This is a genomic window from Ruegeria sp. AA6, assembly GCF_056542865.1.
This window is the reverse complement of sequence record NZ_JBQGAN010000008.1, coordinates 56536-74997: the sequence shown is the minus strand read 5'-3', so window position 1 is coordinate 74997 and position 18462 is coordinate 56536. Positions and strand designations below refer to the sequence as shown.

Annotated in this window: 18 protein-coding genes and 1 pseudogene; 10 read left to right on the top strand and 9 right to left on the bottom strand. The window is 54.7% G+C overall.

The features are described from left to right. Nucleotides 1-10 precede the first annotated feature (10 nt). The 8 genes from ACR0LN_RS11985 to ACR0LN_RS11950 all read left to right on the top strand — a co-directional run bounded on the left by ACR0LN_RS11985 (nucleotide 11) and on the right by ACR0LN_RS11950 (nucleotide 7720). Nucleotides 11-769, top strand: coding sequence for a type IV secretion system protein (locus tag ACR0LN_RS11985; RefSeq protein ID WP_480429946.1), 759 nt, complete (start codon nucleotides 11-13; stop codon nucleotides 767-769). Beyond that, on the top strand, nucleotides 769-1155 hold the full coding sequence (locus ACR0LN_RS11980; RefSeq protein ID WP_480429945.1) for a hypothetical protein: 387 nt from the start codon (nucleotides 769-771) through the stop codon (nucleotides 1153-1155). Before ACR0LN_RS11985 ends, ACR0LN_RS11980 begins: the two co-directional genes overlap by 1 nt. Beyond that, nucleotides 1152-2231, top strand: a complete 1080-nt coding sequence (locus tag ACR0LN_RS11975) for a type IV secretion system protein (RefSeq protein ID WP_480429944.1) — start codon at nucleotides 1152-1154, stop codon at nucleotides 2229-2231. Before ACR0LN_RS11980 ends, ACR0LN_RS11975 begins: the two co-directional genes overlap by 4 nt. 159 nt (nucleotides 2232-2390) lie before the next feature. Further along, the gene (locus tag ACR0LN_RS11970; protein WP_480429943.1) at nucleotides 2391-3128 is read left to right on the top strand and encodes a VirB8 family type IV secretion system protein; all 738 of its coding nucleotides are present in this window, start codon (nucleotides 2391-2393) and stop codon (nucleotides 3126-3128) included. Beyond that, a complete protein-coding gene (locus ACR0LN_RS11965; RefSeq protein WP_480429942.1) occupies nucleotides 3128-3952 on the top strand; it encodes a TrbG/VirB9 family P-type conjugative transfer protein in 825 nt (274 codons plus the stop codon). The genes ACR0LN_RS11970 and ACR0LN_RS11965 overlap by 1 nt, the downstream gene beginning before the upstream one ends. Continuing rightward, nucleotides 3952-5229 (top strand): TraB/TrbI/VirB10 family type IV secretion system protein, encoded by a 1278-nt coding sequence (locus ACR0LN_RS11960; protein ID WP_480429941.1) that lies wholly within the window; start codon nucleotides 3952-3954, stop codon nucleotides 5227-5229. The genes ACR0LN_RS11965 and ACR0LN_RS11960 overlap by 1 nt, the downstream gene beginning before the upstream one ends. A 99-nt stretch (nucleotides 5230-5328) precedes the next feature. Beyond that, the gene (locus ACR0LN_RS11955; RefSeq protein WP_480429940.1) at nucleotides 5329-7581 is read left to right on the top strand and encodes a type IV secretory system conjugative DNA transfer family protein; all 2253 of its coding nucleotides are present in this window, start codon (nucleotides 5329-5331) and stop codon (nucleotides 7579-7581) included. A 16-nt stretch (nucleotides 7582-7597) separates the two neighbouring features. Then, nucleotides 7598-7720: a hypothetical protein gene (locus ACR0LN_RS11950; protein WP_480429939.1), complete on the top strand. Its 123-nt coding sequence runs from the start codon at nucleotides 7598-7600 to the stop codon at nucleotides 7718-7720. Between the two features lie 77 nt (nucleotides 7721-7797). Here the strand turns inward: ACR0LN_RS11950 and ACR0LN_RS11945 are convergent, their stop codons facing one another. From ACR0LN_RS11945 to ACR0LN_RS11910, 8 genes are all read right to left on the bottom strand, one after another. Further along, nucleotides 7798-8202, bottom strand: a complete 405-nt coding sequence (locus tag ACR0LN_RS11945) for a universal stress protein (RefSeq protein ID WP_480429938.1) — start codon at nucleotides 8200-8202, stop codon at nucleotides 7798-7800. Between the two features lie 13 nt (nucleotides 8203-8215). After that, nucleotides 8216-9523, bottom strand: a complete 1308-nt coding sequence (locus tag ACR0LN_RS11940; RefSeq protein WP_480429937.1) for a TRAP transporter large permease — start codon at nucleotides 9521-9523, stop codon at nucleotides 8216-8218. 171 nt (nucleotides 9524-9694) lie between these two features. Then, nucleotides 9695-10741, bottom strand: coding sequence for a TRAP transporter substrate-binding protein (locus ACR0LN_RS11935; RefSeq protein ID WP_480429936.1), 1047 nt, complete (start codon nucleotides 10739-10741; stop codon nucleotides 9695-9697). 66 nt (nucleotides 10742-10807) lie between these two features. Then, the gene (locus tag ACR0LN_RS11930; RefSeq protein WP_480429935.1) at nucleotides 10808-11317 is read right to left on the bottom strand and encodes a TRAP transporter small permease subunit; all 510 of its coding nucleotides are present in this window, start codon (nucleotides 11315-11317) and stop codon (nucleotides 10808-10810) included. Nucleotides 11318-11668: 351 nt separating this feature from the next. Further along, a complete protein-coding gene (locus ACR0LN_RS11925; RefSeq protein WP_480429934.1) occupies nucleotides 11669-13171 on the bottom strand; it encodes a CoA-acylating methylmalonate-semialdehyde dehydrogenase in 1503 nt (500 codons plus the stop codon). A gap of 97 nt (nucleotides 13172-13268) precedes the next feature. After that, the gene (locus ACR0LN_RS11920) at nucleotides 13269-14792 is read right to left on the bottom strand and encodes an aminotransferase-like domain-containing protein (protein WP_480429933.1); all 1524 of its coding nucleotides are present in this window, start codon (nucleotides 14790-14792) and stop codon (nucleotides 13269-13271) included. A 66-nt stretch (nucleotides 14793-14858) separates the two neighbouring features. Further along, on the bottom strand, nucleotides 14859-15851 hold the full coding sequence (locus tag ACR0LN_RS11915) for an MBL fold metallo-hydrolase (protein ID WP_480429932.1): 993 nt from the start codon (nucleotides 15849-15851) through the stop codon (nucleotides 14859-14861). A 109-nt stretch (nucleotides 15852-15960) separates the two neighbouring features. Further along, nucleotides 15961-16944, bottom strand: a complete 984-nt coding sequence (locus ACR0LN_RS11910; RefSeq protein ID WP_480429931.1) for a LuxR C-terminal-related transcriptional regulator — start codon at nucleotides 16942-16944, stop codon at nucleotides 15961-15963. Nucleotides 16945-17085: 141 nt separating this feature from the next. On the opposite strand from ACR0LN_RS11910, the pseudogene ACR0LN_RS11905 reads away from it, so the two are divergent. Then, a pseudogene (locus tag ACR0LN_RS11905) lies at nucleotides 17086-17252 on the top strand (IS30 family transposase); the annotation flags it as partial. A gap of 266 nt (nucleotides 17253-17518) precedes the next feature. On the opposite strand, the gene ACR0LN_RS11900 reads toward ACR0LN_RS11905, so the two are convergent. After that, complete coding sequence (locus ACR0LN_RS11900; protein WP_480429930.1) at nucleotides 17519-17677, bottom strand: hypothetical protein; 159 nt, start codon at nucleotides 17675-17677, stop codon at nucleotides 17519-17521. Nucleotides 17678-17719: 42 nt separating this feature from the next. Between ACR0LN_RS11900 and ACR0LN_RS11895 the strand changes: the two genes are divergently transcribed. Next, a complete protein-coding gene (locus ACR0LN_RS11895; protein WP_480429929.1) occupies nucleotides 17720-18430 on the top strand; it encodes an IS6 family transposase in 711 nt (236 codons plus the stop codon). Nucleotides 18431-18462: the final 32 nt, after the last annotated feature.

Below are 18462 nucleotides of genomic sequence, written 5' to 3'. Positions count from 1 at the left end.
GGACTTTATGATGAACGCCATTTTCACTAGCACCGCCGCGGTTGTTGCACTTGCACTGGCCGGATTTGTCGGAACGGCCGGCGCAGCCCAAGCCCAGGGCGTGCCGACATATAGTGTGACAGAACATGCAGAGCTGATCGCTCTGCTGAATTCCAGCGGCGAAATGGTTGGTCTGAACACCGAGATACTGGACAATGCGTTGTTGCAGTTGCAGGAGCTTCAGGAACAGTTGCGCCAAGCGCGAGCGACGCACAACGCCATCACTGGCGCCCGCGAAACGATCGGTAACCTGTTTAACGGCGATATCACGCCCCGCAAGCTGTCCTCATCGCTGTCCACGCTGTCGATGACCGGCAAGTCGGTGAACAACCGGCTAAGCAACCATATGGAAGAACTGAAAGTCGACTTCCAGCCGTTGAGCGGGCAGCAAGCGCTCGGGCGTTCTGCAGAAGATCCGGCCACGCGGTCACATGATCTGGTTTCCGGATCGAGCATGGCCGGATTGGCAATTGCCGAGGAAGGCTTTGCCGGGGCCGGCGAAGCGATGGAGCGGTATGACGGCTATCGTGAGCAGATTTCCGCGACCGATGATCTGAAAGCTAGCATTGATCTGAACACACGCATAGCGATTGAGAACGGCATGATGCTCGCCACTTTGTTGCAGACCCTCTCTGCACAAGGTCAGCTGGACGCCGCAATCGTAAACCAGCGTCTGCGCGGTCAGGACATTGTCGCCCGTCAGGCGTACAGACCTGAAGGATCAAACTGATGCGCTTCCCCACTCACACCCTCCTCATCGCTGTTTTTGTCGCCACTCTTTTTCCAGCGGTGCAACCAGCACTTGCTTTGACGGCGGATGAAAAGCGGGAGAATTTCCGTCTCGGAAAAGCAAAGACAGTGTCTTTAGAACGCCGGTCTGCCGAGGTCAGGTTCGCTTACGCGGAGAAATGCGAAGCGGCGTTTGCAGCCGGTGAGCCGATGCCGGAGCGGGATGTGCGTATCACTGATGCGGTGGAGATCGACCAGGATTTGGTGGGCATGAGCTTGGAAGAGATTTCCGATCAATTCGCGCTTGCGTCGGACGCATTCTACGAAGCCGACCGAGCTGTGAACGACTGCATCCGAAAATTCAGAAAAAGGAATGATGGATCATGAGTATCAGAGATTTCCTTGTTGGTACGGATCAAAGCTTTGACAACATCATCAATGGTGGGTCGCAGCAGGTCTTCCAGGCCCTTGCGACCCCCAGCGCAGAGTTTTTAACGATACTCGCCGGGGCTGCACTAGCGGTCTGGGCAGTCACAGCAGCGTTCCGAGGAAGCTTTTCGCTGGACGGCTTTATCACCTTCGTGTTTCGATTTACGTTTTTCTATTTGGCGGTGTCTGGTGGCGCCCTCTGGACACAGTTTATATATCCGTTCATCACCGGGTTCCCGGTGGCAGTTGGCAATACGGTCATCACCCATTTTGGGGGAGGCGGAAACGCAGACGGCGTGGCTACTGCCTTTGCCGATGTGGCAGACACTGCCTTCAGAAACATCGTGACGGCACTAGGGTCATACGGGGTTACGGACTACATCGCGGGCGATGCTCTAGGGGTACTCTTGTTTGCTTTGCTTGCCGCGCTCTTCATTCTCCTGATGATCGTTATAGCCCTTGCTTTGCTCGTTTCGTCCAAGGTCTTGCTGGCCATATTGCTTGCAATTTTCCCCGTGCTTGCTGTTTGGGCCTATCTCCGTAGCTCGGCAGAAATTTTCAATGGTTGGGTGCGTGGAGTAACCATGCTGGTACTGTTTCAGATCCTGCTCTTTGGTGTCATGGGCATAGCGATTGCTGCAACCCAAGGCGTAGCTGACGCGGTGACGGCAGGTGTTCGATCTGAAACAGACATACCTCTGGAAATGTTCAAGCTGGCTGGAATGAGCGGTATTACGGCGGGACTTCTCCTGATCTGTCCGATGATCGCGCAGCGGATTGGCGGGGCAGCCTTGAATCTGGGTGAGTCCCAACTCAAGGGAGCGGGTCAGGCCGGCGTGAAACTCTTGGGCGGCCAGCTGACAGGCGTAAACTCTGGCGGCAACAACCTGGGCGAGGTCTCCAACCAGCGTGCCAGTGCGGCGAATGAGGCCGACAGGCCATCCGCAACAGAGGCAAACAACCAACGCATTCGGGATTCTGTAAGGCGCGGGGCTGAACGCATGGCCGAAGACGCTCGACGGCGCGGAAGCTGATCTGAATGCACTTTCTGGTTTGATTGAGGCTTCCTTCGCTGCCTCTCCCCTGCGGGTCGAACGCGAACTCAGCCAACCAGATCTCAATGAATCCAGAAAGTGCCGTAACCAATTGAAATCATTGGCGGGCTGGCCCCGCAACAGACGAGGAGTCACCAGATGCAACAGGCAACAGCAGAATTGAGGCCCGATCCGCTCAATCCTGACGGGCAGTATCAGGGCTCTCCCCTGCCCGATACCACCACCATTCATGACGGCCACGACCGCTGGGAATATGAGATGTATCTCTCGATGCGGCGCAGAACAAAGATGGCCTATATCGTCGCTGGGGTTGGCGCGCTGATCGGAGTGATGGGCGTCGCAGCCGTCATGGAACTCGCTCCGCTCAAACAGGTCGTGCCCATCACAATGACGGTCGACAAGTATACCGGCCTGGTCAACGTGGAATCCCGTCTGGGTGATCTGACACTGGACGATGACGAGTATGTCACGCAGGCGCTGTTGTTCCAGTATGCCCGCGACCGGGAAACCTATGATGCGCACGATCAGCGCGACCGGCTGACCGATGTGTACCGGCGAACCTGTGGCGGGGCCGCAGAGGATCTGGCTGCGCTCTATGATGAAGACAATCCCAACAGCCCTATGAATATCTACGGCAGTTATGGCCGCGTCGATGTCCGTATTCGGTCCGTCACACTGAACAACGGAAACTCGGCCACGCTGCGCATCACCAAAAGCGCTCGCCAACAACAGGGCGCTCCGGTCACGACGCGGAATTTCGTGGTGACGATGGGCTACGAGTTCGACCGCACCGGAAACATGACACTGGAAGAGCGTTGGAACAACCCAACCGGCTTTTGTGTCGCCAATTACCGACTGGACGAGGAGGCGCGATAATGCTGCGTTTTATTTGCATTGTGGCTGTGATGCTGGCGCTTGGCGCGGCCTCTGTCTCAGCTGAACAAAAAGGACGGGGAACCCGCACGGACGCGCGCGTGCGAACCCTCGTCTATCACCCTGACGAGGTGTACAAGATCGATGTGTCGCGGGGATATGCGCTCAGCATTCACCTTCAAGACGGTGAACAGATGGTCGATGAGGTCCGGGGCGATCCCAAGACCTGGGACTTTATCCCTCTAACCGCTGGCAACGGCTTTGTCCTGAAGGCCAAACATGCCACATCGCAGGCGAGCAACCTCATTCTGCAAACCAACCTGCGTAGCTATGTGTTTCTCCTTCAGGCGCATGAAGCCGGGCCACCTGATAATGTCGGGTTTCTCTATCGGTTCAGCTATCCGGATCAGAAAAAGGGTTTCAAACCGCGACAGGCCGGTAACATCCAGACGGCATTCAACACCACCGGACGGCCCGCCAATCTACAATACAGCGCCAGCGGTGACAGGTTGTTGCGGCCAAAAGTGGCCTTTGATGATGGGCGCAAGACCTATCTGCGCCTGAAACAGCAAAGCGTGCGGCCTGCCGTCTTTGCCATGGACGCCAAAGGGCGCGAACGTCTGGTCAACTCAACGGATCTGGCCGATGGCACCATTGTCGTCACCGGTGTTTATCCGCGCCTGGTCCTGCGAGACGGGCCTTATGTGGTCTGCGTGTTCAACATCCCCCTCTATGACGTCGACCAGAACCGGGATCCGAATAAGCCCGCCAGGATCTCGTCATCCACGCCACAGCGCAATGCACGTCAAGGTGGGGAGAACCGCTGATGGCACAGAAAAATAAACTGCTTGAGAACCGCATCGAAGGCCCTGAAGAAGAAAAACGCGGCCCGAACCTGCCCATGATCCTCGGCATCGGTGCGTTCGTTGCCTGTGTTGGCCTGTTCTTCTGGATCAACAGCGGCAGGGATGAGACCGACCGACGCGGCAGCATCATTCCCGAAGTCAACCAGACGCCGGATCAGCGCAATCAGGGGGGCACCCTATTTGGAGCCGTGCCAACGGAACCTTTGCCCCAGGTCGAACAAGAGCCTGACCCGCGCGTTGCCATTCTGGAGGCTGAGCTGGCCGAATTGCGTGAACTTATTAAAGCTGCGCGGACCGAGGCACCTGTTGAGGAAACGGCCGCCGAAACCCCTGCCCCGGATCTTGATGCAGCCGCTCTCGCCGCACTGGAACGGCGTACCGAACGACAAGAACAGGCCCTTGAGGCGTTCCTGAAGAAGCTGGAAGAGGATCGATTGGCGGCGGAACGGCGTCAACGGGAACTGATTGCACGGATTCAAGCCAACCGGCCGATCACAGAACCGGGCGAGGCGGCAGCCCCGGCACAAGAGGGCGATGCGGTTACGGCTGAAGAAGACCGGTTGACTCAGCCTTTGACCAATAGCCTTGGGCGCAGTGCTGCCGGGGCGGGTGCGGGTGACGGCTCGAACAACAGCACGGGCAATGATTTCCTTGATGCTGCCGCGTCTCGCAGCGTTCAGACAGCGCGGGCAACCCAGTTGCAGGATGTGCATCGCCTGATCACGCAAGGCACCATGATTCCGGGCGTTCTGGATACAGCGATATCGTCCGATCTGCCCGGTGAATTGAAGGCCACCATAAGCCGGGATGTCTGGTCGGCAGATGCAACCACGATCCTGATCCCCAAAGGATCAACGCTGATTGGTGAATACTCGTCGGATGTATCACTTGGTCAGCGCCGGGTTCTGGTGGCCTGGAACCGCGTCATCACTACCGATCAACGCTCTGTCATGATTGGATCACGCGGCGTGGATGGTCTCGGCCGCGCCGGTCTGACGGGCAATGTGCAGCACCATTTTGGCCTCAAGTTTGAAGCGGCGTTCTTTATCTCGATCTTCTCAGGGATTTCCAGCTTCGGCAATCGCACTCTGAGCGAGTACGATCTGTCCACCGGAACCGATGGCTTTGCGAATTCCGGTCAGGATGCATTTGAAGAATACCTGTCGATTCCGCCGACGATCTGGGTGAATCAGGGCGAGCATATCAACGTGTTCGTATCGCGAGACCTCTACATGTGACGCCATGAACATCATTCCAGGCGGGGCGCAACACGGTTGTGCCCCGCAGCGTTTTCAAGCTTCCCACCCCTTAACACTCTTGTCCTGAAGGAGAATGCCATGAGCACCATACAGGCAAAGACCCACCTTCCTTATACGATTGCAGCCGGCGTCATCAGCATTCCGCTTTGGGCTGCGCTCCTGATTGCCTGGAAGGTGAATGGCGATATTGAAACGTGGCGGCCCTGGCTCCTGCTCAGCCAGCGCAATAGTCTGCACCAGAAAGATTGGGACCTGGTACTCTGGGGTGGTATCACGCTTGGACTGATGACCGGCGCGGGCCTTGCGTATTTGTTCGGCGGAATGGTGTTTGGCGTGACCGCGACTGATGCGCATGGGGATGCACGCTGGGCCACAGCAAAAGAGATCCGCGCTGCACGGTTGATCAGTGATTGGGGGCTGGTGCTGGGCAAGCTGGGAAAACCGGAGAAAAAAGCCCCTCACCTGCGCGCCCATACAGATGATCAGGGCACGGTGCTTGTCTCGGGTCCGCCTCGATCCGGTAAGGGTGTTGGTATTGTTGTCCCCACCCTGCTCGACTATCCCGGTTCGCTCATCGTCTATGACGTCAAAGGCGAGCTTTTTGAAACCACGTCCCGGCGGCGGCTGGCAAAGGGCGACAAGGTGCGGGTTCTATCGCCGTTTGATGTCCAGTTTCCAAACAACCCGGACGGTTCCCTTGTCGGCCGGTCGCACAGCTTCAACCCGCTGGTTGAGATTGCGGCGATGGATGATCTGGAAGACAGGCTCGTGCGGATTTCGGAAATCTGCGCCGCGCTGTTGGCCCCCAAAAGCGCAACCGGCGCTGAGGCGTCCCTGATGGAAGATGCGCGGGAAATCTTTGAGGCCGCAGCGGCCATCGTCTGCAATGAGCCAGAACCGTCGCTCGGCCGGGTTCTTCAGGTGCTGACGCCGGAAGTGGGCGGCGATGATGAGATACCGGATTACAAGGGCATGTTTGCAGCCCTTGCGCCGCGCGCGCCTGATCCAGTCTCAAAAGGTGCGATGCTGCGCATGGCGGGCCAGGACAACAAGCAGCTGGGGATTTATCTGTCCGTTCTGATGGGCGGCGGCCTGAACGCATGGCGTAACCCCGCGATCGTGCGCGCGACAAAGACCAATGATTTCGATTTTGAATCGATGCGGTGGGAACCGCAAACCTGTTACATCTCAATTCCGGAAGCACTTAAACAGGTGTCACGCCCACTGGTCCGCCTGTTCATCCAATGTGCCATCAATGCGCTGCGTCGGCGTCTCATGGCCTCGGGTGAGGATTTCCTGCCGGTCCTGTTTATGATCGATGAGTTTCATTCGCTGGGCAAAATGCAGGGCGTGCTTGATGCTGTGACCACCCTGCCCGGCTATGGCGGTCGGTTGTGCCTGATCGTGCAATCGCCAGCATCGCTGCGGGAACACTATGGGCAGGCCGGGGAAGAGATCTTGACCGAAAGTTCGCATCTGCATGTCTGGCTGACGCCCAATTCAGAAGAAACCAAGCAAAAGCTGTCCAAGGCGCTCGGCAACAAGACGGTGACGCAGAAATCCGTGTCGGGCCGGAACTGGTCGAAAGACCCCGACCGGTCTGAAAGCTGGTCCGAGAAAAGCCGGGCGCTCCTGACACCTGAAGAGATCGGACGCCTGGGCAAAGAGGAGGTGATTGTCACCGGCAAGGGCATGTTCCCGATCCGGACAAATCGCGTGTCCTTCTACAAGGACCATCGATTCAAAGCTTTGAATGACGGTCAAAAGGGCAAGCCCTGGCCGGATGTGCCTGTGGTCAAGGATGGCATTGTGACCCGATATGATGAGTTCCTGAAAAGTGCTGGATCGGCAAAATCGGCTGAGGCTGAAGAACCGGAGTCAGAGCCTGTCGCCAAACCGCCCTTGTCGCAGCGTGCGGCTGTCGCTGGACCACGCTCATACGGTCCACCCGAGTATGACGGGTATCTGGATCAAGGTGTGGCCGGCTACGGATATTTCGAAGATCCGCGCGAGATGACCGATGACGAGGAAACAGCAGAGGACCGCCAGCTAGCGCAAGCAATCGAAACGGTGAAAGCACCCGGCTTTGCGGGCAACCTCGGCACCCTTTTGAATCTGGCCCCGGTCAGCCCGGACAGTGAGCCGGAATTGGCTGATCTGGCTCACCGGCTGTCGCCTGACGAGCTGGTCAACAGGCTGATGCCACTGTTCAGCGGTGAAAACGTGAAGATCAGTGGCCATTCGCTGCGTGGGGCACGAATTGGACGATCACTGCCATACAGAGCTAGGCGAGGATTTCGAGCGCGGGGACCGCAATCGGTCTGTGAATGAGTGTCGAAAGGATGTGTTGAACAAGTCGCGTGAGAAGTTGGAGATCGAGGACGACCGCTGTCAAGGAGAGGATCAGGAGGTCGAAAACGACCGCGAGATTGATCAGGAAATTGATAGTGATCCTGGGGCCAGTCGCTGAGGCGGCTCGGTATCTTAGCCCCACAGAAATTGGTGTGGAATTCCCAAACCGGTCTGAAACCTAGAAATCTTGCGAGCTTAACGCAGGACAACGACACTGCAATTGGCATGGCGTACAACCCGGGCTGCTGTTGATCCAAGCAACAAATCTGACAATCCTGGGCGATGCGACGAAACAACAATACAATCAGGCTTATTCTTCTTTTGCCAAGCTAGGATTGTGTTGGTTGAGTGGCCAGCGACAACGTGAACTTCCACATTGTCCGAGCTGAACAAGTCGCTCAGTTCGTTGGTCACATCGTCGATGCTCTTTCGTACTTGGTCTTCTGGAAAGTAAGAACCAACGTAAGACGGCAGTTCCTCCAAGATTGACAATACGGAAATGCACCCACCGTCATTTAGCAGTTTCCGCGCTGCTGCGATTGATGCCTCGTATTCTGCGCCATGGCCGGGTGCCACGGGAACAAGCACATGATCAAACATTTGTCTCTGCCTTCTATTTTAGCGCGTTAGGGAGCCAAGTTGCGATTTCAGGGAAGATGAAAATCAATGTGAGCCCAACGAATTGCAAGACGACAAAGGGACCGACCGAGTTGTAGACATCCCCCATACTGACGTCTTTTGGCAAAACGCCTTTGATCCAGAAAAGAACAAATCCGAAAGGTGGGGTCAGATAGGCAATCTGAATGTTCACAATGAACAAGGCACCAAACCAGAGCTTATCGATTCCCAGCTCATCAATTATCGGAATAAACAACGGTGTGCACAGCAAGATAATGGCCCAGTCGTCCATTACCATGCCTAAGATGAGAATGATCAGCATCATCATCAACAGAATGCCTGTGCTGCCACCAGGCATCGACAGAACAAGATTTGTAAGCAGGTCCTGACTGCCCAAGGTATTGAACACGTTGAGATAGATCGTTGCGCCAATCAAAATCCACAGGCCCATACCGCTGAGTTTAACCGTCGAAACGAGCGATTCAACTAGAACGGCCTTGGTCAGCTTACCGTAGATGAAATTGATAAAAAACGCACCGGCGGCACCAAATGCTGCTGCTTCTGCAGGCGTTGCGATACCACCCCAGATCACGCCCAAAACGACAATAATAAGGAGTGCGAATGGCCAAATGCTGAGAACCGCGCCAATTTTTTCTCGGACCGAGAATTTCTGATCGGATGGCAAGGCAGGCCCCAATTCGGGACTAATTCTACAGCGGATGCCAATATAGATCGTATAGAAGGCAGCAAGCATCAGACCCGGCATGAGACCGGCCATAAACAAGTCGCCAATGGAAACCTTCGCTAACAACCCGTAGAAAATGAACGGCACACTCGGAGGGATCAACGCACCCAAAGCACCGCCCGCAGCGATGCATCCGATGGCGATTTTGCGGCTGTATTTATACCGCATCATTGACGGGTATGCGATCTGACCCATTGTTGTGGTGGCGGGCGGTGTAATCCCGGTGATTGCGGCAAAAACCGTACAAACCTGAACGGTCCCCATCGCCAATCCACCGGGAATATGACCGATCAGTTTGTACACTGCGTCATAGGCCGCCTCTGCAATTCCTGAAAATCGTATGAGTGATCCCATGAACAGAAAGAGAGGAACCGTCACAAGGATCGAACTCCACGGGGTCGAATAGAACGCGCTTGGAACCGCCAAGAGCGCGCGCGGCTCGATCAGCATCGCGAATATGACCGCGGTGCCTCCAAGGCCGAAGGCAACAGGCAAGCCCATGAACAGGATGATGAATAGAACAAGAAAATATAGTACGGTGATGAGTTCGAGGCTCATTTTTTATCCTAATCAATTGTATCCGGTGCACTTCGGAATTGGAGCCGAGGCGGGTGTTCCGCGCCAGTCAGGGCTGGGATTTCAGGCGAGGCGGTTTCATTGGCTTCCGTCACTAAAGCCAATGAAGTGCTACACCCCACCGCCAGCGCGGCGGGATGTAGTTGGGGAGAGTCAGTTTGAGGCAGCCTTGTCCTCAAGGAATCGCTGGTAGATTGCCACGCCTTCCGCGTTGCCCTTTGACGCCGCCGCGACCTGGGGCCAGACTTCCTTGATCGACTTTTCGCGCATCCGCTCGACCTCTTCATCGCTCATTTCGATGACTTCGCCACCGGCGTCCCGGAGAATCTGCAGCGCCTCCTCGACACCTTCCGCGTGCATGCGGCTGGTCTCGAAATAGGTTTCTTCAAAGATTCCTTCGATCTGCTCGCGTTGCCAATCGGTGAGGGCGTTCCAGGCCTGAAGGTTTACAAAGATTTCCTGGTGCTGAGCGGGGTTCCAGCCAGGCATGATCGCGTATTTGATCACTTCCTGAAATGACATGTCGTCGATGCCACCGGTATCCCAGTAGGTACCGTCAATAGTGCCCAGCTTGATCGCGGTGTAGATTTCGCCACCGTTCATGGACACCGGCGAGCCCCCCATTGTCGAATGGAAGATTGCCTGAGGGCCACCTGCGCGCATCTTTTGCCCTTCAAGGTCCTCAATCTTCTCAACCCGAAACTTGGTGAACATCGCGTTGGGTCCCTGGTTCGTCCAGCCAACCCAGTGCAGGTTGCGCGCGTTTGCTGCGGCCTGGACAATATCGCCGACGCGATAGTCCGGGTTGCCCCACATCACTTCCCAGGCTTCTTCTGTGTTATTGGCTCCCATAGCCATGCCAAAAGCGAGCATGCCCTCGGGCATGTCGCCACCGTAGACCGATCCCCAACCGGCATAACCATCGGTTTGACCGGCGGCGGCAGCAGCAAAGGCTTCCGAGCCACTGACGAGAGCGCCCGCCGGCTCTACACGTATTTTCACGGTGCCTTGAGTGGCTTCCTCGACTGCCTCGACCCAAGGGATCAAACCGTTATCCCAACCTGCGTCGGTCTGATCAAATGCGGGCTGGAAAACCCATTCGGTCACTTTATCTGGTGGGCCTTCGGCCAACGCAGCGCCCGCACCGAGCACAAAGGCACCCGCCCAAAACGCTGCTTTTATGGATGTTTCAATTCTCATTCTAACTTCTCCCTTTCGTAGAGCTTATGTTTGACTTTTTGTTTATGATGAAGTGGGCTGAGCCGTTCATCCGGTGCGCTCTCGGCCGAGTATGGTCTGAAAGTCGCGGATCAGGTTCTTGATGACGATCGAGAGGACTAGAATCCCACTGATCGGAATCGCGTATTTGATTGGATATATCGGGATCGGAATCGCGGTCGGCGTCCACTGGTTCAGCATCTGAGAAAGGGCTGCCGCCTCATATCCTTTCCAGATCAACGTGCCTAGAAACAGGATCGCAACTGGTGCCGTAAGCACATCCAGAATAGCCTTTTTGCGTGTGCTTGCGCCAGCATAGAACACGTCGAGCTTGACGAAACTATCATAACGCAGGGCGTAGACACCACCAACACAAGCCAGCAGAACCATGGCGGCCTGAAGCGTTGTTCCGATCCACTGAGATGGCGCATTCAACACGTACCGCATGAAGACATCGGAGACGCCGAAAATCATGCAGTACAAAATGAGGAACCAGCCGATACGACCCATCAATTCTGCAATGGCATTTGTGATGGTTTCAAATCCGCGCAAAAGCATATCATCTCTCCCCGGTGTGAAACGATGTCAACTCGCAGCGTCCGCGCTGAACTTCCGGCCACTTACTTCGGTTGACGGTGTCTCATCAAACTGATTAGGCCGGTTTTCCGGCTCATAAACCAATAGAACAAGCAGCTTTCCCAGCGTGAAAGGTACAGATGTAAAAAAACGTGGATACAGATTGTGAATCAGCGCAACGATCTGAAATGAATAACTATAGGGGCTTCCCCTAAGTCCCTTTGGTGCGTTCTGAGACGTATGTCACCACAGATCAAAGGGCGGGTTGAACGTTAAGCACCGCTGCCTCACAGGTGAAGCAACGGCGCTAAAATCTTCGCAGGTTCAAATCCTTCAGACGTCTTTTCCGCCAGTGAAGTTGAACTCTGCTCCTGTACGGATTCCGGAGGGCCAGCGCGTAGTCATGGTCTTGAGCCGCGTGTTGAAGCGAACACCTTCCATACCGTGGATATGGTGATCCCCGAAGAGCGATCTTTTCCATCCACCAAAAGAATGATACGCAACCGGTACCGGGATGGGAACATTGACTCCAACCATTCCGATGCGGGTATTTGCCCAAAAATCACGGGCGGCGTCACCATCGCGCGTGAAAATTGCGGTCCCGTTACCGTACTCGTGGTCATTCACCAGACCGAGTGCTTCTTCATAGGAACTAGCGCGAACTACAGACAGCACTGGGCCAAAGATCTCATCTGTGTAGATGGACATATCAGGGGTCACACGATCAAAAAGGCACCCGCCGATGAAGTAACCGTCTTCGTAACCCTGCAAGGAAGTATCACGCCCATCCACAACAAGCTCAGCGCCTTTTTCGAGACCTTGGTCAATATAGGAATGAATGCGGTCATAGCTTTGTTTGCTGATCACCGGGCCAAGTTCAGAGGAGGGGTCAGTATAGGGTGCCACCCTCAACGCACGAACTCTGGGTTCCAATGCTTCTACTAGGCGATCTGCAGTTTCTTCGCCAACAGGCACGGCTACCGAAATTGCCATGCAGCGTTCTCCTGCTGACCCATACGCTGATCCGATCAACGCATCTGTGACCTGATCCATGTCCGCGTCTGGCATGACAACCAGATGGTTCTTCGCACCGCAAAGCGCCTGAACCCGTTTGCCGTTCGCCGTACCACGTGAATAGATGTAGTGGCCGATCGCGGTAGAACCGACAAAACTGACCGCTTGAATTGTGGGATGATCCAGAAGAGCGTCCACAGCCTCTTTGTCGCCATTCACCACATTAAAAACGCCCGGTGGCAGACCTGCTTGAGCCAACAGCTCCGCGATGCGAAGAACAACCGAGGGGTCTTTTTCGGAAGGTTTCAACACGAAGGTGTTCCCACAAGCGATGGAGACTGGATACATCCACAGTGGAACCATCGCCGGGAAATTAAACGGGGTGATGCCTGCAACCACACCCAAAGGTTGGCGCACTGAAAAGCTGTCCACATTGGCAGCGACTGATTCAGAATATTCACCTTTCAGAAGCTGCGGAATGCCACAGGCAAACTCTACGACTTCGATCCCCCGCGCAATCTCGCCCTTGGCATCTGGCAGTGTTTTGCCATGTTCTGCGGACAACAATTCGGCCAGTTCGTCGGTGTGCTGTTTCAGCAGGTCGCGAAACTCGAACATCACTGTGGCACGTTTTGCCGGGGGGGTCGCAGCCCAAGCCAGGGCTGCCTCGGCAGCCGTTTCCACAATTGTGTTCACATCATCAGCCGACGCCAATGAGACCTTACCAGTGACGGCACCTGTTGCCGGATTTTCAATTTCTGAAATCCGGTTATTGGTCCCTGGCCAATGCTCATTTGAAACAAAATGTCCTAGGATACTCATGTGTTGCCTCCCTGCGCGGAACTGTGACTCTTGGGACAATAAAGGAGATTTTTGCGCTGCGTTTGATAGGCACAGATGAAAATTAAGCTGGGCACAGTTACAGGCTGTCGATGATCTCGCGCAATGTGTTCAAACCAGGTTCGATCAGGTTGGAAAGTACGGCCGCAACACCAAGGCGAAATGTGGGTGCTCCTTCAAGTGCCGAGGAAAAGCACGAGATGGAAGGTTCAATTATGACACCGCGCTTCCGGGCAGCCTCGGCAATTTTGGCGGCATCGCGCCCTTCTTTGCTGCGGAAGAAGAAGTTCGTGCTGCCGAACTCTTGTTGCACCTCAAATTCCGGGAACAGATTTTCGATGGCGGCGGAAGCAACAGACCATCGCTGACCGAAGGTGTGGTGCAACCGGGCGCGCAAACCTTCATGGTACCCAAAACGTAAAAACAATGATGCCGTATGTTGTAAAACGTGTGGAGGGTGGCGGATCATCATGCCACGTAAGGCGCGCGCCTCTCGGACCAAAGGTTCCTGCGCTACGAGATATCCAAGTCGAAGACCCGGCGCGAGGCTCTTGGACAGGCTTCCAGCATAGATAACGCGCCCCTGCGCATGACCGCTATAAAGGGGAGGCAGGCTGTTCTCATCGAAATCCATGTCCCCTTCGTAGTCATCCTCGATGATCAGAAAATCTTCCTGCTCGGCGAGCGCCAGCAATTTGGCCCTGCGCTTGGACGACATCGAAACAACGGTAGGAAACTGACGATTGGGCGTGACATAAACCAGATCACATCCTGCAAGGCGTTCATCCACAATCATTCCCTCATTATCGACTGGAATGAAGCGCACCTCGTCAAAGGTCTGCTCAAAAATGTTGCGTGCGTCGGAATAGCCGGGGTCCTCTATGGCGACCACCCGGCCGAATCCTTGCAACAAGGTCGCCACAATGAATATGGCTTGTTGTGCACCCATGGAAACAAGAACATTCTCTGGCGATGCGGAAATACCGCGCTGTGGCAAAAGCCGGGTGCATATCTGATCGAGGAATGTTTCCGAGTCGATGTATTGATTGTCCCCCGTCCACCGGTTCAGGTCTCTCATATTCAAGGCGAGACGCGAGCATTCCCGCCATTCTGCTAGTGGGAACCGGTTCGACGCAATTTGGTTGCAGACGAATGGGTATTTGTAGTTTTGCCAGTCGACCGGACGAGAGATACACCCCGCCTTGGACGGCAGCCTGCGACGCGTAATGCGATCAACGATGTTAGGAGATGTGACAATATCGCCAGATTTTGGAGGTCGGCTGATGCGAGGCGCTTCCAACTCTACAAAGTAACCAGATTTGGGTTTTGAGCAAATCGCGCCATCATCCGTCAAGCGCGAATAAGCTCCAAGAACAGAATTTACCGAGACGCCCAGGTCATTTGCAAGCATCCTGCAAGAGGGCAATTTCGTGCCTTTTCGCAATATGCCGCTGGAGATCAAGTTGGACAGTTGAGTATGAATTTGGTCGCGAATACCAAGATCGCCATCGCGGTCTATTTTCAACCGGTGCACGATTCGTGGCGACTGATTGCCACGATTTTTTGTTCCAGCTGCACCCATTCTGTCTTTTGCGTTATCCATATTACTGCAATTTGGTTGATGGTTCAGGGCACCTAAGTTGCAGCCCCGAACCAGTGTTATACGATGCTACGTAGTCTGAGCGTGATTTCCGAAGTAAAGAAACTCTTTTGACATGCCCTTCACATCCCCGGCTTCGAGTGACAGTGCGGCGCTGTCTAGCATCTTGTAGCTTTTCTGAGATTTCACCCATTCATCTGCATCCTGAAGCGTTGTCAGCGTGTAGGATGTGGTTTCACTCAGGTAATGCGTTGGGATGATCACATTTGGATTGAGCCGCTCAACAATGTCATTGCCTTGTTGGTAATCAAGGATGTGCTGGGATCCATCAACTGGCAATGTCAGAACGTCTACGCGACCAATCGCATCCCAAAACTCCTGAGGCGGATTGTGGCGATTATCGCCCCAGATCAGCGTTCGGATGCCGCCAGTTTCCACAAGATAAACCACCATGTCCATGTGGCTCACGTTGTCAGGCGGACAGGCGTTTACACCAAATTCGCCCAAGGCGTTGGTCCAGTTGTACCAGCCGGGGGCGCGGCACACATGCTTGTCTGCGAAACCAGTGATCTTAAGGTCCGCAAATTCGAAGTTTCCGACCATCCTATCCAATACCATGGTCGAAACTGGCCGATGGATCGCATCATGGTCAAAATGCGTGTGTGTCGACATGCAGATATCGACCGGCGTTTCCGGGAATTCGTTTTTAAACCACAGGCCCCATGCGCCTGACGGGTCATCACGCCACGGATCAAACAATACAGTGGCTCCACCAGGCGACGTGATTTTGATTGCGCAATGGCCATAAAAGTCAACACCAACCGCGCCATCAACTGCGTTTCCAGTGGTCGATTGCAAGTCAATGACGTGATTGTTGTTACCCGGTTGCGTCCAATCCGTTGATTGGGCTTTGGCGGATGTAGTGCCCAACAGGCTTGCGGCCCCGCCTACACCTGCAGCTCCTGCAGCCGCGAAAAACGAGCGGCGCGACAGGCCGGGGGCCAGCTTATCCACTTTTCCATTTTTGATGGTGGGTTCAAGATCAAGTTCGTCTTTGGCCATGTTATCCTCTCTGTTCAACTTTTGTTGGATCACACGTTTAGGTTAGCACTGCACCCAATCGCCGAACCATTGGAATATCATGGGGGAAACATGGGGTATTACCCCATAGTCAACCGCCACGAGCCATCAACTCGGTACGCAGATTCTTGCCAGATTTTCGGAGCCCCATTTTGTCGCGGATATTGTTGCGATGAAACTCAATGGTGCTGTAACCGCGTGATAAAATGCGCGCGATATCCTTGGTTGAGTGTCCTTGAATGATCAGCTGCGCGACATCCTGTTCAGCGGGTGTCAGCTGATCAAAAACACTGAGCAGCTGCCCGGACATATCCGCAGAGATGGCAGCCAGGTTTTCTTCCACCATCTGAACATAGCTTTTGGCCGTCAGATCATTTTCCACACGCGCACGCAGTTTCGACAATGCGGGCATAACCATACCCTTGATCTGGGCCACGAAACGCTGGTCGTATTCTTCACGGGCATTTTCAACACTGCGCAATAGAACTTTCAGTGCGGCATTGGACTCTTCGAGGTCCTGGGTTCGGTCAAGCACACGTTTTTCAGTATTTTCGAGCGTCTCTGTGAGCTTCTGTTCAAGGGATTTTCGATGCTCAATCTCCGTCAACAAAGACAAATCGGCCTCGATGACGCGCGCAAACTCCTCCAACGCGCGTTGAAACCGGAGCACACGGTGATTCAAGTGACGGTCCAAGACACAAATTGTCCCAAAGATGGAGTGATCGGGCCAACGCAATGGGTACCCGACATAGAAACTCATTCCATGTTCCAGGTCGTCGTTGTCGGCCCAACGAGGATCCGAGCGTGCGTCTTCAACGACTAGTTCTCCATCCTTAATAACTGACTCACAATACAGTTTATCGCTAAGTGTGAAGGTTAGACCGTGTTTGTAAGGATGTGCGTCCGACTGGTTGCTGAGGTAAACCGAGTGCCTTGGCGCGTCGGTTTTCATCACGAGGCTTGCCGGGACTTCTGCCAGTTCCGCAATAAGGTCGACAATCCGCTGCCAGTTCCGTCGAGTTTCAACCGGGATTCGTGGCCTCTTGATTTCAATACTGTGGTTGGAAGCCATCATGGAATTCTGTGCCGCCTAAAGTAGCCAAATTTCGGCAACAGGGTACGACCCTATGAAACACCATTCAGGTTGCCAAGTGAACTGAAGCTACAACGAACGGAACCTTTGTCGCAATCCACACTATCTGGTTCCATGAAACCCTCGTTTAAGTGCGACATCACGGCGGTCTCAGATCATATTTGAAAATGATCTGTGACCGCCTCAACGCAACGCCCAGAAAATGCCTGGGATGGAAGACACCCGCTGAGGTGTTCAGGGAAAAGATGATGGAGGAAATGGGCCGACCACCCTACCCTGCTCGTCAATAGGAGTCGCAGTTCAGGTATCGCTCACACCCGAAGCGCGTCACCGTTTTCCGAGTTGATCTAAACAACGCCGCCCGGCCCGCAGTTGACCCACGGGTTTTGGCCAAGAAGGAAAGTGCGTAACTTTCCTCTGCGGGCAATATCTTTGGGCGAGCCATGCGTATACCACTTATCCCAGGTCGCAGAATCTATGTTCTGCATCACGCTTCTCCACTGTTGTCAGTGATCCGACGCGCCAGGTTTTTCCGGTTGGCGCGACGGAGATTTCGTCACCCCAGCCGGTCGGCGTGCCAGTTGACGTGATCCTCGGCAAAACTGGCGACGAAGTAATAGCTGTGGTTATAGCCGGGATGTTCGCGATAGGTGACAGGCACATCGGTTTGGGCCTCGGCAATCGCTTTGGGCCGCAGCAGGTCGTAGAACGGCATTGCCAACTTGTTTGCGTGTTGTGATCTGATTAGGTCTCACGCATGAAGTTGCCGTCCAAGATGCCGCGCCTGAAGGGCTTTCGTTTTCCGCGTGAGATCATCGCCTATGCGGTCTGGGTCTATCACCGGTTTGCTCTCAGCGCTGCCGATGTTGAAGATCTGCTCGCGGAGCGCGGTGTAATGGTCAGTCGGGAAGCGATCCGGCAATGGGTCAACCGTTTTGGTCGGCATTTCGCAGATTGCATCAGGCGAGACCGGCCAGCCGCTGCCAACAAATGGCATTTGGACGAAGTTGTCATTCTGATCAACGGTAGGAAATGCTGGCTTTGGCGGGCGGTGGATGCGAACGGAGATACGCTTGATATCCTCGTCCAACCACGGCGTAGCGCTAAGGCTGCCCGACGCTTTCTGAAGCGATTGATTTTGCAATTCAGCGAACCTCGTGTTGTGATTACGGATAAGTTGAGAAGCTATTTCAAACCGATCCGTGATCTCGCGCCGGGTGCGGATCATCGAGCACACAAAGGGTTGAACAATCGGATCGAAGGATCACACAGACCCACTCGAAAGCGTGAAAAGCTGATGGGTCGTTTCAAATCTCCACGGCACGCACAAGGGTTCCTTGCCGCTCACGGCCAGATCAACACAGTATTCCGACCCCGCCGCTATCAACTCTCTACCATCTCATACCGTCATGCCCGATCGGACGCGCACGACCTTTGGAATGGCTTTGCACTTGAGTTGACCACCTGAACTCGCCAGCTAAGGCTCTTTGCAACCGCTGG

Coding starts and splice junctions, on each gene's coding strand:
- ACR0LN_RS11985 (WP_480429946.1), top strand. CDS start 11: ATGAACGCCATTTTCACTAGCACCGCCGCGGTTGTTGCACTTGCACTG.
- ACR0LN_RS11980 (WP_480429945.1), top strand. CDS start 769: ATGCGCTTCCCCACTCACACCCTCCTCATCGCTGTTTTTGTCGCCACT.
- ACR0LN_RS11975 (WP_480429944.1), top strand. CDS start 1,152: ATGAGTATCAGAGATTTCCTTGTTGGTACGGATCAAAGCTTTGACAAC.
- ACR0LN_RS11970 (WP_480429943.1), top strand. CDS start 2,391: ATGCAACAGGCAACAGCAGAATTGAGGCCCGATCCGCTCAATCCTGAC.
- ACR0LN_RS11965 (WP_480429942.1), top strand. CDS start 3,128: ATGCTGCGTTTTATTTGCATTGTGGCTGTGATGCTGGCGCTTGGCGCG.
- ACR0LN_RS11960 (WP_480429941.1), top strand. CDS start 3,952: ATGGCACAGAAAAATAAACTGCTTGAGAACCGCATCGAAGGCCCTGAA.
- ACR0LN_RS11955 (WP_480429940.1), top strand. CDS start 5,329: ATGAGCACCATACAGGCAAAGACCCACCTTCCTTATACGATTGCAGCC.
- ACR0LN_RS11945 (WP_480429938.1), bottom strand. CDS start 8,202: ATGTTTGATCATGTGCTTGTTCCCGTGGCACCCGGCCATGGCGCAGAA.
- ACR0LN_RS11940 (WP_480429937.1), bottom strand. CDS start 9,523: ATGAGCCTCGAACTCATCACCGTACTATATTTTCTTGTTCTATTCATC.
- ACR0LN_RS11935 (WP_480429936.1), bottom strand. CDS start 10,741: ATGAGAATTGAAACATCCATAAAAGCAGCGTTTTGGGCGGGTGCCTTT.
- ACR0LN_RS11930 (WP_480429935.1), bottom strand. CDS start 11,317: ATGCTTTTGCGCGGATTTGAAACCATCACAAATGCCATTGCAGAATTG.
- ACR0LN_RS11925 (WP_480429934.1), bottom strand. CDS start 13,171: ATGAGTATCCTAGGACATTTTGTTTCAAATGAGCATTGGCCAGGGACC.
- ACR0LN_RS11920 (WP_480429933.1), bottom strand. CDS start 14,792: ATGGATAACGCAAAAGACAGAATGGGTGCAGCTGGAACAAAAAATCGT.
- ACR0LN_RS11915 (WP_480429932.1), bottom strand. CDS start 15,851: ATGGCCAAAGACGAACTTGATCTTGAACCCACCATCAAAAATGGAAAA.
- ACR0LN_RS11910 (WP_480429931.1), bottom strand. CDS start 16,944: ATGATGGCTTCCAACCACAGTATTGAAATCAAGAGGCCACGAATCCCG.
- ACR0LN_RS11900 (WP_480429930.1), bottom strand. CDS start 17,677: ATGCCGTTCTACGACCTGCTGCGGCCCAAAGCGATTGCCGAGGCCCAA.
- ACR0LN_RS11895 (WP_480429929.1), top strand. CDS start 17,720: ATGAAGTTGCCGTCCAAGATGCCGCGCCTGAAGGGCTTTCGTTTTCCG.